This window comes from Pseudomonas sp. PAMC25584, from assembly GCF_058135675.1.
On the sequence record NZ_CM176870.1, the window covers coordinates 2,782,800 to 2,797,619 of the forward strand.

A 14,820-nucleotide genomic window follows, 5' to 3' on the forward strand; every position below is an offset into this window, starting at 1 on the left:
CCAACGGCATACACCGGCCCAATGTGGGAGGGGGCTTGCTCCCGATGGCGGTGGATCAGCTGGCCTATCGGGTGTCTGACACAATGAAGTGCGCCCCAGAAGTTGGACACCCATCCAACTCCTGGGGCTTTTTCATGAGCAAGTACACAACGCAGTTCAAGCTTTCCGCCATTACCGCCTTCCTGGAACGAGGCCGAGGCTTTCGCCATATTGCTGCTCGATTTCAAATGGACCCCACTTTACTTCGCCGTTGGGTGGAAGCTTACCGGCTGCACGGTGAGGCCAGTCTGAGTAGTACCGGTGGACGTTACAGTGCTTTGTTCAAGTTCTCCGTTCTGCAACGCATGTGGCGTGACTCCCTTTCTTTTCGCCGCGCAGCGGCACTCTTCAATCTGGGTGACTCTACCCAAGTGGGCAGATGGCAGCAGCAGTATTACAGTGGCGGTATTGAAGCCCTGGCCTCAGGGGAAAAAGGATCGAATACCGCTATGTCCAAGCTACCTGCTAAACCTCGAAAAACGGCCATTCCACTCACCGACCAAGAACGTGCTCACAAGGCTTTACTTGATGAACTCCAGTATTTGCGCATGGAGAACGCCTACCTAAAAAAGCTTGGGGAGTTAGGCGAGGCAGTGATGAGGCGCGAGAAAGAAGCGAAGAAAAAGCCCAATTAGTCTCTGAGTTGAGGCACAGCTTCCCCTTGGACCATTTGCTCAAGCTGGCTGGGCTCGCCCGCAGCACGTACTACTACCAACTCAAGGCGATGGACGGAGCAGACCGGTTCGTTTCGCTAAAAGCCTCTATCCAGAGCCTTCAAGACGAGCATAAGGGGCGATTCGGCTATCGCCGTATGACTTTAGCTCTGCGGAGCGACGGACAGTTGATCAACAGTAAAACTGTGCGGCGACTGATGGGGGAGTTGAGTCTGAAATGTACGGTGCGACCGAAGAAATACAGATCGTATCGAGGACCAATGGGAGAAGTATCGCCTAACATCCTGGCTCGTCAGTTCGAGGCTGAGCAACCGAATCAGAAATGGGTAACGGATGTCACCGAGTTCAAAGTGGCAGGCGAAAAGCTATATCTGTCTCCAGTTTTAGACTTGTACAACGGAGAAATTGTGGCCTATCAAACCGCCACGCGCCCCCAATATGCCCTGGTGGGCGACATGCTGGAACAAGCTCTTGAGCGCTTGCCTGAGGGCGTCAAGCCCATGTTGCACTCGGATCAAGGTTGGCACTATCGATACCCGAAGTACCGGGATCGACTAGAAAAAGCAGGGTTGGAACAGAGCATGTCACGCAGAGGAAACTGCTATGACAACGCCACAATGGAGAGCTTCTTCGGCACGTTGAAGTCAGAGTTTTACTACCGGGAAAGCTTCGAGAGTGTGGCTCAGTTGCAGGCTGGACTGGCTGAATACATCCATTACTACAACCATAAGCGAATCAAAACGAAACTTGGCGGACTGAGCCCTGTAGCGTACAGAGCCAGGTCCGCTGTAGCCTAACAATCACTGTCCAACTTTTGGGGCGCACTTCACAACGCTATCGGGGGCAAGCCCCCTCCCACATTGGGATCGCGGTGTATCCAGGGCGCTGACACCAAACCGTCATCTGCCCTCCACGTTCCTGCCACATTGCGCCGTTACTGTCGTCGCCAATGAGATCGATCTCAAGCGAGTGACAATGACTGACTTGAAAGACGTTGCACGGCTGGCCGGGGTATCCCGCGCGACCGCTGCCCGCACCTTTGCCTCTCCCGACCAGGTGCGCCCGGCGACGCGTGAACAGGTGTTCGCCGCTGCCCGCGAGCTGGGTTTTCGGCCTAACTTGCTCGGCCGCCAGTTGCGGCTGCAAACCACCAACTTGATCGGCTTGGTGGTGCCCAATTTGCTCAACCCCGTCTTCGCCGAGCAATTGCAGGCCATGGAGCGTGCGGCCCGTTTGCGCGGCTACAGCCTGTTGCTGGCAACCACCGACTACAGCAGCGAGCGCGAAAGCATTGTGGTGGAAGAGTTGCTGCGCCAGCGCGTCGACGGCCTGGTGCTGACGGTAACGGATGCCGAAAGCAACAGCGTGCTGCACAGCCTGTCCAGCGAGCAGACGCCGTTTGTGCTGGCCTACCACCAACCCAGCAACCCCGACTACAGCGCCGTGTCTGTCGACAACCGCGCCGGTATGGCCCTGGCTACGCGCTATTTGCTGGAAGCGGGGCACCGGCGCATCAGCATGGTCGCCGGCCCCGCGTTGCAGTCCGACCGCGCACGTCTGCGTTACGCCGGTTATTGCGATGGGATGAAAGAACATGGCCTCCAAGCTCGCCCGGTGATCGAAATGCCGGCCCACACGCAGGCTGAATTCGCCGCCATCGCACCGTTTCTCAAAGGCCCGGATGCGCCGACCGCGCTGGTGTGCTCCAACGACTTCCTGGCGATCAGCCTGATCGCCGAGCTGCGCCGCAACGCCTGGAACGTACCCGAGCAACTGTCAGTGATGGGCTTCGATGGCATCGCCCTCGGCACCCAGATGCACCCGACGTTGTGCAGCGTGGTGCAGCCCATCGCGTTGCTCGCCAGCACCGTGATTGACCAGTTGCTGGCGCAGATCGCCGGCAACGTCCCGATTTCCCATTGCCTGCCTTGCCATATCCGGCCGGGTGAAAGCACTCAACCCCATGAGGAGACCCTCGATGCGCGTATTCAGTAAAACCCTGGCAGCCGTGCTGCTGTGCGGTATGGCCAGCCTAGCCCAGGCCGCCGACACGGCGATTTGCTACAACTGCCCGCCGGACTGGGCCGATTGGGGCACCCAGCTCAAGGCCATCGCTTCCAGCACCGGCGTGCAGGTGCCGCTGGACAACAAGAACTCCGGCCAGTCCCTGGCGCAGTTGGTGGCGGAGAAAGCCGCTCCGGTGGCCGACGTGGTGTATTACGGCGTGACCTTCGGCCTGCAGGCGCAAAAGGCCGGCGTGGTCGATGGCTACAAACCCAAGGGTTGGGAGCAGATTCCCGTCGGTTTGAAAGACCCGTCCGGCCAATGGTTCGCCATCCACTCCGGCACCCTGGGCATTATGGTCAATGTCGATGCCCTGGGTGGCTTGCCGGTGCCGCAAAGCTGGGCCGACCTGCTCAAGCCTGAATACAAAGGCATGGTCGGCTACCTGGACCCGTCCAGCGCGTTTGTCGGCTACGTGTCGGCGGTGGCGATCAACCGCGCCCTGGGCGGCGACCTGGACAACTTTGCCCCGGCCATCAACTACTTCCAGGCACTGGCGAAAAACGCCCCGATCGTGCCCAAGCAAACCGCCTATGCACGGGTGTTGTCCGGTGAGTTGCCAATCCTGGTGGACTACGACTTCAACGCCTACCGCGCACGCTACAAAGACAACGCCAACGTCGCGTTCGTGATTCCCAAGGAAGGCAGCATCAGCGTGCCCTACGTGATGAGCCTGGTGGCCAACGCGCCGCACCGCGCCAATGGCGAAAAAGTCCTCGATTTCGTCCTGTCCGATGCAGGCCAGGCGCTATGGGCGAAGGCATACCTGCGCCCGATACGCCCGGTGCAGATGCCGGCCGAGGTCGCCGCGCAGTTCCTGCCCGACAGCGATTACGCCCGCGCCGGTGTGGTGGACTACCAGAAAATGGCCGCCGTGCAGGAAGCCTTTGCCGCTCGTTACCTGAACGAGGTCAAGTAAGTGGCCGCATCGGCAAGACACGCCGCCTGGGCCCTGGCCCCGGCCTTTGCGGTGCTGCTCGCGTTCTGGCTGTTGCCGCTGGCGCACTTGATGGTGCTCGGCGCCGAGAGCCGCGACAGCAACGGCAGCGGTTACTGGCAGGTACTCAGCAGCGCGCAGTATCTAGGCAGCCTGGCGCAAACCTGTGCGCTGGCGATGTTCGTCACGCTTGTGGCGTTACTGATCGGCGGCATCAGCGCTGTATTCCTGGCGCGCCAGCATTTCTTCGGGCGCTCGGCGCTGGTTGCGTTGCTGACGTTTCCGTTGGCATTCCCGGGTGTTGTGGTGGGCTTTCTGGTGATCCTGTTGGCCGGGCGCCAGGGCTTGCTGGCGTCCCTGGGCCTGCAGTTGGTCGGTGAGCGCTGGATCTTCGCTTACTCGCTGGCCGGGTTGTTTGTCGGCTATCTGTACTTCTCGATCCCACGGGTGATCCTCACGGTGATGGCCGCGTGCGAAAGCCTTGACCGCAGCCTGGAAGAAGCCGCGCACTCGCTGGGAGCAGGGCATTGGCGCGTGGTGTGCGATGTGATCGTGCCGGGCCTGGCACCGGCGTTGGCGTCCTGCGGGGCGATTTGCTTTGCCACGTCCATGGGCGCCTTCGGTACGGCGTTCACCTTGGGCACGCGGCTGAACGTGACCCCGGTGGCCATCTACAACGTGTTCACCAACTACGCCAACTTTGCCGTCGCCGCGGCGCTCTCTGTGGTGTTGGGCGCGCTGACCTGGGTGGTGTTGCTGCTCACCCGGCGCTGGGTGAAAAACGCGGGGACCGTCCTGTGAAGCGCTCATCGCTGTTCGTGATGCAACTGCTGTTTACCCTGTTGGTGTGCGCCTTCATGTTGGTGCCGGTGTTGATGTCGTTGCTGGCCGGGCTCACGCGCAATTTCTTTATGGGCCTGTCCAGTGGCTTGACCTTCGATTGGTTGATCCAGGTCTGGCAGGCCTATTCGCCGACGGTGTGGTTGTCGCTGCAACTGGCCCTGGCCTGCGCGGTGTGCGTCTGCGTGATCGGCGTGCCGGCGGCCTACGCGCTGGTGTGCATGAACAATCGCTTCAGTCGCGCTTTCGAGGAACTGATGGTGCTGCCGGTGGCGATGCCGGGGCTGGCCAGCGCGCTGGCCTTACTGTTGACCTACGGCCAGTTCGGCGCGTTTCGCAGCAGTTGGCTGTTCATTTTGGTCGGCCATGTGCTGTTCACCTTGCCGTTTTTGGTGCGCCCGGTGATGGCGGTGATGCAGCGCCAGCACTTGCCGGTATTGGAGGAAGCGGCGGCCAGCCTGGGCGCAGGTCCCATCAAGCGCTTTTTCAGCGTGGTGGTGCCCAATTGCCGGGCGGGCATTCTCGCGGGTGTGCTGATGGTGGTCACCTTGTCGCTGGGTGAATTCAACCTGACCTGGATGCTGCATACGCCCATGACCAAGACCCTGCCCGTGGGCCTGGCCGACAGCTACGCCTCGGCGCGCCTGGAAATCGCCAGCGCCTACACCCTTATCTTTTTGCTGATGATCGTGCCGCTGCTGATTGCGTTGCAGGCCATCAGTGCTCGTTTGTCCCGTGGAGAGCGTCGATGACCGCTATCACTATCCGCCTGCAAGGTTGCCGCAAGGCGTTCGCCGACGGCACCGTGGCCGTGCATGACTTGGACCTGACCGTCGAAGGCGGCGAAACCCTCGCCATTCTCGGCCCGTCCGGTTGCGGCAAAACCACCACGTTACGCCTGATCGCCGGCCTGGAACGCCCGGATGTGGGCCAGGTGTTCTTCGGCGACCAGGCTGTCACGCGTCTGCCCATCGAGCGCCGTGATGTGGGCATGGTGTTCCAGAACTATGCGCTGTTTCCCAACCTGGATGTGGCCGGGAATATCGTCTATGGCCTGAAGATTCGCGGCATGTCGCCAGCGGAGCGCAACAAGCGCTGTGAGGAACTGCTGGAGCTGGTGGGTTTGCAACACCATGGCAAGCGCAGCATCCACGAGCTCTCGGGTGGCCAACGCCAGCGCGTGGCCTTGGCCCGTGCGCTGGCGCCGCGCCCCAAGGTGCTGTTGCTGGACGAACCCCTGGCCGCCCTCGATGCGCAATTGCGTGAGCGCCTGCGCAGTGAGTTGAATCAACTGCTGCGGGGCCTCGGTATCACCTCGGTGTTTGTCACCCACGACCAGGGTGAAGCCATGGCCCTGGGTGATCGCATCCTGGTGATGGAGCACGGCCGCGTCGCGCAACTGGCCAGCCCACGGGACATCTACCAGAAACCCGCCAACGCCTTCGTCGCAGGCTTTGTCGGCAACCTGAATGCCTTCCACGTCATTGAGCCGTCACCCCATGGTTTGAAAGTCTGCGGCGGCGAGTTGCCGTGGCATACAGCGCAGTTGCCCGGCACCGTGTACTGCCGCCCCGAACACTTGCGGGTGATGGAGCACGAAGGGCATCTGCACGGCCATCTGCTGGCGCAGTTTTTCCAAGGTGCGCAAAGCCGCCTGCTGGTGGATGTGGGCGGCCCGCAACCGTTGTTGGTCGACAGCAACGACCACCAGCTATACGCCGTCGGCGCGCCGATTGCCTTGGCCATTGCGCCGCACATGTTGTTCACCCTGAATGCGTGAGAGTTGCCTTTTGAACCGTCCGTTTCTTGTTGCGCAGATCAGCGATCTGCACCTTAAAGCCGGTCAGCGCCTGACTTACGGCGTGGTCGACACGTTGGGTGCGCTGCGCCGCGCCGTCGACCATCTGAACGCCAGCCACCCACGCCCCGATATCGTGGTGATCAGCGGCGACCTGGTCGACTTCGGCCGTGCCGATGAATACGCCGTGCTGCACCCTGAACTGGCACGCCTGCACATGCCTTGCTACCTGGTGCCCGGCAACCATGACGCGCGCGGGCCGTTGCTGGACGCGTTCGGCGATCACACCTACTTGCCGAGTTCGCCGGCGGGCCCGTTGGATTGGGTCGTCGACGCACACCCGCTGCGCCTGATCGGCCTCGACTCCACCATCCCCGGTGGTCATGGCGGCCAACTGCTGGACAGCCAGTTGCAGTGGCTCGACGACCAGTTGGCACTGCGTCCGCAAGCGCCGACCGTGCTGATCCTGCATCACCCGCCGTTTATCAGCGGCATCGGCCATATGGACCGCGAGCGCTTTATCAATGCCGCCGCCCTCGAAACTGTCGTGGCGCGCCACCCGCAAGTGGAACGCCTGCTGTGCGGGCATTTGCACCGGTCGATGCAGCGGCGTTTCGGCGGCAGTTTGAGCTGTGTATGCCCTGGCACGTCCCATCAGATCGTGCTGGATCTGCAAGACGCCGCGCCAGCGCATTTCAACCTGGAACCGGCGGGTTACTTGTTGCATCGCTGGGATGCGCAACAGGGGTTGGTCAGCCACAACGGCGTGTTCGGGGACTACCCGGGGCCGTATCCGTTTTATGACGCTCATGGATTGATTGACTGAGGTTTTACGGAGGTTCACTTCACCCAACCAAGTAACTGAACGTTAGTTAACGCAACGGCCAACTCCAGTGTGGCCGCGTGCTTCCTGCTGTCTATTTTTTTTAGCGCCCGGAACTTGGATTCCGCGCCGGAGTTCGTCCTGATGAAAGCTACTTTGAATGTATTAAGCCTATTGACCGGCAGCCTGGGCATCGCCCTGAGCCCCCTGGCTTCGGCCGATTTTTTGAGCGACAGCAAAGCCAACTTGAGTATGCGCAACTTCTACTTCAACAACGACAACCGCGACGGCACCGCCGCGCCGTCGAAGACTGAAGAGTGGGGCCAGGCGTTCATGCTCAATTACCAGTCGGGCTTTACCGACGGCACCGTCGGCTTTGGCCTAGACGCAGTCGGCATGCTCGGCATGACCCTCGATAGCGGTGCCGGCCGCCATGTCGGCAGTTCGATGATCCCCAGCGATGACGGCAAAGCCGTCGACAATTGGGCCCGCGGCGGCGCCACGGCCAAGGCGCGTTTCGCCAAGACCGAAGCGCGCTACGGCTACCTGCGCCCGAACCTGCCGATCCTGGTGAGCAACGATGGCCGCCTATTGCCGCAATCGTTCGAAGGCGGGCAGCTCACCAGTAAAGACATCGACAACCTGACCCTGATCGGCGGCCAGCTTCAACACACCACCGGGCGCGGCTCCAGCGACCGCAGTGGCCTGGCAGCGGCGGGCGGCACCCAGGAAAGCAATAAATTCACCTACGCCGGTGCCGACTACCAGCTGACCAAGGACCTGATGGTCCAGTACTACTACGCCAACCTCGAAGACTATTACCAACAACACTTTGCCGGCTTGATTCATGTATTGCCGCTGGGCGACTACGGTTCGTTGAAAACCGACCTGCGTTACTTCAAGACCACCTCCGACGGTAAAAACAGCAGCGCCGCCGGACGCGCCGAAGGCTACAAGTTCAGCGGCTATACCAAAAATAGCAGCGGTGAAATCGACAACAACACCTGGAGTGCGGCCTTCATCTACTCCCTGGGGCCCCACGCGATTACCGCCGGTTACCAGCAAGTGTCCGATGACAGCAACTTTGCCCAGCTCAACCAGGGCGGCCTGGTGAACAAAGGGGAGGGGGGCTCCAGCCTGTACCTCTACACCGACCGGACGGTGCAAACCTTTATCCAGGCCGGCGAGCGCACGGCTTTTGCGCAGTACGCCTATGACTTCGCGGCGTTGGGCGTGCCGGGCTTGAAGGCGTCGATGATGTATTTGAAAGGCGACCATATCCTCACCGCCAGCGGGAATAACGCCAGCGAGTGGGAACGGGATATCTCGTTGGATTATGTGGTACAGAGCGGCACCTTCAAGGACGTCGGGTTTGGCTGGCGTAACGGTGTGTCGCGCAGTGAGGTGGCGCGGGACCAGGACCAGAATCGGGTGTTTGTGAGTTATTCGATTCCGTTGATGTAACAAGCCGAACGGATCGAATTCCTCCTGTAGAAGCGAGCGTGCTCGCTCCTACAGGGGTCAGGTGTTCAGGCGCCGCGAGCGCGTCATGCCTCTATTAACATGAGTGAATCTTGTGATCATCAGGAATAAAATGAGTTTGTCTCACTATGCGAGTCTGCCGACAATGGCCGCCATCACTATCGGTATTGGAGTTGTAAGTCATGGCAGTCGCTCATTCCCTCGGATTTCCACGCATTGGACGCGATCGTGAACTGAAAAAAGCGCAGGAAGCGTTTTGGAAGGGCGAACTCGACGAAGCCGGCCTGCACGCCGTTGGCCGTGACTTGCGCAAGGCGCATTGGGCCTTGCAAAAACAGGCCGGCATCGACCTGTTGCCCGTCGGTGATTTTGCCTGGTACGACCAGGTACTCACCCATTCGCTGATGTTCGGTGTGATCCCTGAGCGCTTCCGCCCGGCTGATGGCAAAGCCACCTTGCAGACCTTGTTCGGCATGGCGCGGGGCATCAGTGACCCTTGCTGCGGCGGGGCGCACGCTCAGGAAATGACCAAATGGTTCGACACCAATTACCACTACCTGGTGCCTGAATTCAGCGTCGACCAGCACTTCCACCTCGGTTGGGATCAGCTCTTCGACGAGGTCAAGGAGGCGCGTGACCTGGGCCACACCGTCAAGCCCGTGGTGATCGGCCCGCTGACGTACCTGTGGCTGGGCAAGGCCAAGGGCGGCGATTTCGACAAGCTCGACCTGCTCGAACGCCTGCTGCCGCTGTACGGCCAGATCTTCCAGCGCCTGGCGGACCTGGGCGTGGAGTGGGTGCAGATCGACGAACCGATTCTCGTACTCGACCTGCCGCAGGCGTGGAAAAACGCCTTCGAACGCGCCTACAACCTGATCCAGCGCGACCCGCTGAAAAAGCTGGTCGCGACTTACTTCGGTGGCCTTGAAGAAAACCTCGGCCTGGCCGCCAACCTGCCGGTGGATGGCCTGCACATTGACCTGGTGCGCGCACCGGAGCAGTACCCAATCATTCTTGACCGCCTGCCGGCCTACAAAGTCTTGTCCCTGGGCGTGGTCAACGGCCGTAACGTCTGGCGTTGCGATCTGGAACACGCCCTCGGCACCCTGCAGCACGCCCATGAGAAGCTGGGCGATCGGCTGTGGGTGGCGCCGTCCTGCTCGTTGCTGCACAGCCCGGTCGACCTGGGCCGTGAAGACCAGCTCGATAGCGAGTTGAAAAGCTGGCTGGCGTTTGCGGTCCAGAAGTGCGCCGAAGTGGCCGTGCTGGCCCAGGCCGTCAACCAGCCCGAAGCGCCGAACGTGCTCGCCGCCCTGGCTGAAAGCCGCGCCGTACAGGCGGCCCGTGCGGCCTCGCCGCGCATTCACAAACCGGCAGTGCAAGCCCGCGTGGCGGCGATCACTGCCCAGGACAGCCAGCGCCAGTCGCGGTTTGCGCAGCGTATTGAGACACAACGTGCTGGCCTCAAGTTGCCGCCGTTCCCGACCACCACCATCGGTTCGTTCCCACAAACCGCGTCGATCCGCCTGGCGCGTCAGTCCTACAAACAAGGCAAGTTGAGCGAAGCCGAATACGTCGAGGCGATGCACAGCGAGATTCGTCACGCCGTTGAAGTGCAGGAAAACCTCGGCCTGGACGTGCTGGTGCATGGTGAAGCCGAGCGCAATGACATGGTCGAATACTTTGCCGAGCAATTGGACGGCTACGCGTTCACCCGCTTTGGCTGGGTGCAGAGCTACGGTTCACGCTGTGTGAAACCAGCGGTGATTTTCGGCGACCTGAGCCGCCCGCAGGCGATGACTGTGGATTGGATACGCTACGCCCAAGGCCTGACCCGCAAGGTGATGAAGGGCATGTTGACCGGCCCGGTGACCATGCTGATGTGGTCCTTCCCGCGTGAAGACGTGAGCCGCGAAATTCAGGCGCGTCAACTCGCCCTGGCAATCCGTGACGAAGTGGTCGACCTGGAAGCCGCCGGCATCCAGATCGTACAGATCGATGAAGCTGCGTTCCGTGAAGGCTTGCCGTTGCGCCAGGCGCAATGGCAGCACTATCTGGACTGGGCCACCGAAGCATTCCGCCTGTGCGCTTGCGGCGTGCGTGACGAAACCCAGATCCATACGCACATGTGCTACAGCGAGTTCAACGATGTGATCGAGTCCATCGCGGCGATGGATGCCGACGTGATCACCCTCGAAACCTCGCGCTCGGACATGGAGTTGCTGGACGCGTTCGAAGCCTTTGCTTACCCGAACGACATCGGCCCGGGCGTCTACGACATCCACTCGCCACGGGTGCCGGACGCGTCGGAAATGGCCAACCTGCTGCGCAAGGCCGCCAAGCGGATTCCGGCAGAGCGTTTGTGGGTGAACCCGGACTGCGGCTTGAAAACGCGTGGCTGGCCGGAGACTGAAGCGGCGTTGATCCATATGGTGACGGCAGCGCGTCAACTGCGCGCGGAGCTGGCCTAACACGGTCTGGACATGTGGAGAGGGGCTTGCTCCCTTCCACTATTCCGCCGAGGAATGCCCGTATAAAAACTGCGCATTGTCTTTATCGCCGCCGATCTCGTAGCGTGGGCTTTCACTCAAGGAGATCCGTTATGAACCAAGCCGCGCTGCGTCTTTACGTTGATTCGCTGTTCGCCAGCCCCTATGCAATGTCGGTTTTCGTCACCCTGCGCGAAAAAGGTCTGGCGTTCGATACCGTGGTCCTTGACTTGGACGCCGCGCAACACCAGACGCACGACTTTGCCCAGCTGTCCGTGACCCAGCGTGTGCCGACGTTGGTGGACGGGGACTTCGCCCTGTCAGAGTCCTCGGCGATCAGCGAATACCTGGACGAGGCCTACCCCGAAACGGCGGTGTACCCGGCCGATCCAAAGCAGCGGGCGAGGGCGCGGCAGGTCCAGGCGTGGTTGCGCAGCGATTTGCTGCCGATTCGTCAGGAGCGTTCGACGTTGGTGGTGTTTTATGGGCAGCAGATGCCGCCGTTGTCGCCGCTGGCCGAGGCCGCCGCACACCGCCTGGTCAGTGCGGCGCAGGTGCTGTTGGCGGGTAATCCGGCGTACTTGTTCGGCGAGTGGTCGATTGCCGATTTGGACCTGGCGGTGATGCTTAACCGCCTGATCCTCAACGGCGACAGCGTACCGGCCGAGTTGGTGGACTACGCGCAACGCCAATGGCAGCGGCCATCGGTGCAGGAATGGGTCAATCTGCCAAGGCCCGCGCTTTAGGCCATTCCTGCGCTACGCGCCGGTCCAGCTCTTCCCAATCGGCCATGCCCAGCACGCGAGTGGTGTTCAACCCCCGCAGGTAGCCCAGCAATTGCTGGGCGCTGGCTTGGGCATCGTCCGAGTCGGCCGTCGGGTCTTGCAAGACACGTTCATAGTCGACCAGGTAATCGGCGACCCGCTCGCGGTACTCCGGCAATACGGCTTCGCGGATGCGGTCGAAGGTTTTCTGGTGGGGTTTCATCGCGTGGTCCTTATAGATTTTATGTAAGCACTATTGGTTCAGATAATAGTCATCATCGAGAATTGCAAGTTCTGTTTTTTCAGGAAAAGCGGAAAATCGCCCTATCGAGACGCAGTTCAAGGAAATCGCGCGATGAGGACGTTTATTCAACTGGCTTTAATGACCCTGATGATGAGCACTGCGGTCATGATCAACCCGGCAATCGCCGATGAACTGCGTACAGGCCATTTGCTGTCACTCGGCGGTAGCGTAGACTCGCTGCGGCACGAGCAGTCAGTGGGGGTGCTGTACAGCGAAAACACGGTCGACAACCTCAGCTACCTTGAACGCTACCACGACACGGCCTTGAATGGCGCCAGGGATGCCCTCGATGGGCGCATCCGCGAGGCGTTCGTCAACAGCTCCGACCCGGAGTTGGCCATCGACTGGTTGATGAGTTCGTTGCAAGGCACGTTTTTGTCGGTGACCGTTTACGACACGCTGGATGCGCTTGTGCAGGCTCACCCCGATGTGGTGGTGATGCTCGACACCCATAACCAACTGTTGACCCCGCGTAACGATCAGGTCGAAGCGCATTTTATCGCGCGCTTCTATGACGCGAACCTGCAGTACATCGCCAAGGCCGAAGGCTCGGTGCATAAGCAAGTGCCATCGGTGTGGGCCCGTGACAAGGCCGCCCCGGAGATTGCCGCGCAGATCGAGCAGCAGCGTGATGTCCAGCTCGATGCCTTGAAACAATTTGATGTGTCGCTCAAGGCGTTAGTCCGAGCGGGTTGATGTGAACTTTTCCTTTTATACAGTCAGGATTTTTATGCGCTCTTTTTTCGCCCCGGCCCTGGCCTTTGCTTCCTTGTTAATGGCCGGTTGTGTGTCTTCTCCGAATGCTCCGACATTGACCCTGCAAACCGCCAAAACCCCCGAAGGTTATGTGCAATGCGTGTTGCCCAAGCTTGAAAAACACAACATCACCTCAACCGTGACGCAGAACTCGCGCCACGCCAAGGTAGTGTTGACCAGCAAGATTGCCGCCGATGATGTGCTGGAGGCCTACAAGTCCCAGGACGGCACCAAGGTGTTCCTGTATGAGCGCAAGCCGCTTGCGTCGACCATCACGCCGTCGCGCCTGGAGTTGACGGCGCAAGAGTGCAAGTAACCGCAGGCTACCGATAAACCCTGTAGGCGGGGCTATGGTTTAAGGTGTTGCTTCGTGACTGAAGCTGTCGACAACCTTGATCAGCCCTTGAGCCGCCAACGCCACCAACTCACCGCCTTTCTCCACGGTCGCCAGGGCCGGGTCCGAGCCCATGCGCCCGTCGGGGAACCGCGCGCGGAAGTCCAGCGCTTCACGGATCGGCCCGGTGTTGGCGATCTGCGGTGAATAATCGGCGGACTTGATCGACTCCGGATAAGCCCACTGTGTCACGGCGATCTCCGACGGCGTGGCATGGCTGCCGTGGCCGACCGGGAACTGTCGGTGAGCCAGCTCGTTGACGCCTTCCAGGTCCCACCAGTTCACCAGTTTCAGCGCAAACCCGGCCGGTTGGCGGGCGAAGCTGGCTTCGGCGTACAGCTCGGAAAACGCCGCTTCAATCGTAGCGATGTTGCCGCCATGGCCGTTGAGAAACAGGATCTTGTCGAAACCGTGCCCGGCCAGTGAACGGACCCAATCGCCAATTGCAGCAATAAAGGTGGATGGGCGCAGCGAAATGGTGCCGGGAAAGCCCAGGTGGTGCTGGGCCATGCCGATATTGAAGGTCGGGCCGATCAGGATGTCAGCGTGCTGTTGCGCTTCGTGGGCGATGATTTCCGGGCACATCCAGTCGGTGCCCAGCAGGCCGGTGGGGCCATGTTGTTCATTGGAACCGATGGGGATCACCACCGTGCGGCTGCGCTCCAGAAACTGGCCGATCTCGATCCAGGTGGACTTATGTAGAAGCATGCGAGGTTCTCTCTTCTCGGTGGGGTCAGGCTAACCGCCACGGATTGTACGACTACTCGCCACCTGTTGGGGTTTGCAGTTGAGGTAGGCCGAAGACTTCAACCAGCGCTGGTCCGGGTACCACGAGAACATGAACTGCCCATCCTTGAGTTTATCCACCACCTGGCGCGCCACCTGCGGACGTACCGCCGGGCAGCCCTGGCTGCGGCCGATACGGCCTTCGCGCTTGCTCCACAAGGGGCTGACATAGTCGGCGGCGTGAATCACCAGGGCCCGGTCACGCGCCTGATCATTGAAGCCTGGCTCCAGACCGTCCATGCGCAGTGAGTAGCCATGAGTGCCCAGGTAACTTTCCCGGGTACGGAACAGGCCCAGGCTGGACTGGTGGCTGCCTTCACGATTGGAGAACTGGGTGGCGAAGTTTTCCCCGGACTTGGCCCCGTGGGCCACCAGGTCGCGCAGCACCAGGGTCTTTTTGCGCAAATCGAAAATCCATAGCCGACGAGCGGTCGAAGGCTGAGAATAGTCAATCACGGCCAGGCGCTCGGATCGATCCTCGCCATTATTGACCGCGCATTGCACGGCGTTCAGCGCGCTTTTCAGTACAGCGGGATTGAGTTCTGGAGCCGAGCGCGCCAGGCTGCTATACAAAGAAACAGGGTTGCCGTCGGCGGCGAGTACAACCGTGCTCAGCGTAGCCACGGTCAAGGTCATCAGGCCGAGGCGGCACATAAAAGTCAGCATCTAC

At 60.7% G+C, this 14,820-nt stretch carries 15 protein-coding genes; 12 read left to right on the forward strand and 3 right to left on the reverse strand.

Annotated features, from left to right (window positions below):
* The first annotated feature begins 134 nt into the window (after positions 1-134).
* The 10 genes from ACS5Q8_RS12820 to yfcF all read left to right on the forward strand — a co-directional run bounded on the left by ACS5Q8_RS12820 (position 135) and on the right by yfcF (position 11,892).
* Positions 135-1,510 (forward strand): IS3 family transposase gene (locus tag ACS5Q8_RS12820; protein WP_465159113.1). Its coding sequence is split into 2 segments (ribosomal slippage): positions 135-635 and positions 638-1,510, totalling 1,374 coding nucleotides; the frame shifts between segments, so codons are not numbered across the junction.
* Between the two features lie 178 nt (positions 1,511-1,688).
* Entirely contained in the window at positions 1,689-2,708 is a 1,020-nt protein-coding gene (locus ACS5Q8_RS12825; RefSeq protein ID WP_465160273.1) for a LacI family DNA-binding transcriptional regulator, read from the forward strand.
* Complete coding sequence (locus ACS5Q8_RS12830; protein ID WP_276197803.1) at positions 2,692-3,696, forward strand: ABC transporter substrate-binding protein; 1,005 nt, start codon at positions 2,692-2,694, stop codon at positions 3,694-3,696. The genes ACS5Q8_RS12825 and ACS5Q8_RS12830 overlap by 17 nt, the downstream gene beginning before the upstream one ends.
* Complete coding sequence (locus ACS5Q8_RS12835) at positions 3,697-4,515, forward strand: ABC transporter permease (protein WP_276197804.1); 819 nt, start codon at positions 3,697-3,699, stop codon at positions 4,513-4,515. It begins immediately after the preceding gene.
* A complete protein-coding gene (locus tag ACS5Q8_RS12840) occupies positions 4,512-5,306 on the forward strand; it encodes an ABC transporter permease (RefSeq protein ID WP_465160274.1) in 795 nt (264 codons plus the stop codon). The genes ACS5Q8_RS12835 and ACS5Q8_RS12840 overlap by 4 nt, the downstream gene beginning before the upstream one ends.
* Positions 5,303-6,334, forward strand: coding sequence for an ABC transporter ATP-binding protein (locus tag ACS5Q8_RS12845; protein ID WP_276197806.1), 1,032 nt, complete (start codon positions 5,303-5,305; stop codon positions 6,332-6,334). Before ACS5Q8_RS12840 ends, ACS5Q8_RS12845 begins: the two co-directional genes overlap by 4 nt.
* Positions 6,335-6,344: 10 nt before the next feature.
* Entirely contained in the window at positions 6,345-7,178 is an 834-nt protein-coding gene (locus ACS5Q8_RS12850; RefSeq protein ID WP_465160275.1) for a phosphodiesterase, read from the forward strand.
* Between the two features lie 141 nt (positions 7,179-7,319).
* Positions 7,320-8,639 (forward strand): OprD family porin, encoded by a 1,320-nt coding sequence (locus ACS5Q8_RS12855; protein WP_276197808.1) that lies wholly within the window; start codon positions 7,320-7,322, stop codon positions 8,637-8,639.
* A 200-nt stretch (positions 8,640-8,839) separates the two neighbouring features.
* Positions 8,840-11,128 carry a 5-methyltetrahydropteroyltriglutamate--homocysteine S-methyltransferase gene (gene metE, locus ACS5Q8_RS12860; protein WP_465160276.1) on the forward strand — a complete coding sequence of 763 codons (2,289 nt, stop codon included), beginning with the start codon at positions 8,840-8,842 and terminating at the stop codon, positions 11,126-11,128.
* 131 nt (positions 11,129-11,259) lie between these two features.
* Positions 11,260-11,892, forward strand: coding sequence for a glutathione transferase (gene yfcF / locus ACS5Q8_RS12865; protein WP_276197810.1), 633 nt, complete (start codon positions 11,260-11,262; stop codon positions 11,890-11,892).
* Here yfcF and ACS5Q8_RS12870 read toward each other — a convergent pair.
* On the reverse strand, positions 11,867-12,133 hold the full coding sequence (locus ACS5Q8_RS12870; protein ID WP_247403901.1) for a hypothetical protein: 267 nt from the start codon (positions 12,131-12,133) through the stop codon (positions 11,867-11,869). The genes yfcF and ACS5Q8_RS12870 overlap by 26 nt on opposite strands.
* Positions 12,134-12,265: 132 nt before the next feature.
* Between ACS5Q8_RS12870 and ACS5Q8_RS12875 the strand changes: the two genes are divergently transcribed.
* Both ACS5Q8_RS12875 and ACS5Q8_RS12880 read left to right on the forward strand, forming a co-directional pair.
* Positions 12,266-12,910, forward strand: coding sequence for an ATPase (locus tag ACS5Q8_RS12875; protein ID WP_276197811.1), 645 nt, complete (start codon positions 12,266-12,268; stop codon positions 12,908-12,910).
* Between the two features lie 34 nt (positions 12,911-12,944).
* Entirely contained in the window at positions 12,945-13,286 is a 342-nt protein-coding gene (locus ACS5Q8_RS12880) for a hypothetical protein (RefSeq protein ID WP_276197812.1), read from the forward strand.
* Positions 13,287-13,325: 39 nt separating this feature from the next.
* Here ACS5Q8_RS12880 and ACS5Q8_RS12885 read toward each other — a convergent pair whose 3' ends face one another.
* Complete coding sequence (locus ACS5Q8_RS12885; RefSeq protein WP_276197813.1) at positions 13,326-14,072, reverse strand: creatininase family protein; 747 nt, start codon at positions 14,070-14,072, stop codon at positions 13,326-13,328.
* Between the two features lie 30 nt (positions 14,073-14,102).
* Entirely contained in the window at positions 14,103-14,816 is a 714-nt protein-coding gene (locus tag ACS5Q8_RS12890) for a murein L,D-transpeptidase catalytic domain family protein (RefSeq protein WP_276197814.1), read from the reverse strand.
* Positions 14,817-14,820 lie beyond the last annotated feature (4 nt).

What these genes read in the sequence shown, in the direction of transcription:
- ACS5Q8_RS12825 (WP_465160273.1), top strand. Translation starts at nt 1,689, where the DNA reads ATGACTGACTTGAAAGACGTTGCACGGCTGGCCGGGGTATCCCGCGCG.
- ACS5Q8_RS12830 (WP_276197803.1), top strand. Translation starts at nt 2,692, where the DNA reads ATGCGCGTATTCAGTAAAACCCTGGCAGCCGTGCTGCTGTGCGGTATG.
- ACS5Q8_RS12845 (WP_276197806.1), top strand. Translation starts at nt 5,303, where the DNA reads ATGACCGCTATCACTATCCGCCTGCAAGGTTGCCGCAAGGCGTTCGCC.
- ACS5Q8_RS12855 (WP_276197808.1), top strand. Translation starts at nt 7,320, where the DNA reads ATGAAAGCTACTTTGAATGTATTAAGCCTATTGACCGGCAGCCTGGGC.
- metE (WP_465160276.1), top strand. Translation starts at nt 8,840, where the DNA reads ATGGCAGTCGCTCATTCCCTCGGATTTCCACGCATTGGACGCGATCGT.
- yfcF (WP_276197810.1), top strand. Translation starts at nt 11,260, where the DNA reads ATGAACCAAGCCGCGCTGCGTCTTTACGTTGATTCGCTGTTCGCCAGC.
- ACS5Q8_RS12870 (WP_247403901.1), bottom strand. Translation starts at nt 12,133, where the DNA reads ATGAAACCCCACCAGAAAACCTTCGACCGCATCCGCGAAGCCGTATTG.
- ACS5Q8_RS12875 (WP_276197811.1), top strand. Translation starts at nt 12,266, where the DNA reads ATGAGGACGTTTATTCAACTGGCTTTAATGACCCTGATGATGAGCACT.
- ACS5Q8_RS12880 (WP_276197812.1), top strand. Translation starts at nt 12,945, where the DNA reads ATGCGCTCTTTTTTCGCCCCGGCCCTGGCCTTTGCTTCCTTGTTAATG.
- ACS5Q8_RS12885 (WP_276197813.1), bottom strand. Translation starts at nt 14,072, where the DNA reads ATGCTTCTACATAAGTCCACCTGGATCGAGATCGGCCAGTTTCTGGAG.
- ACS5Q8_RS12890 (WP_276197814.1), bottom strand. Translation starts at nt 14,816, where the DNA reads ATGCTGACTTTTATGTGCCGCCTCGGCCTGATGACCTTGACCGTGGCT.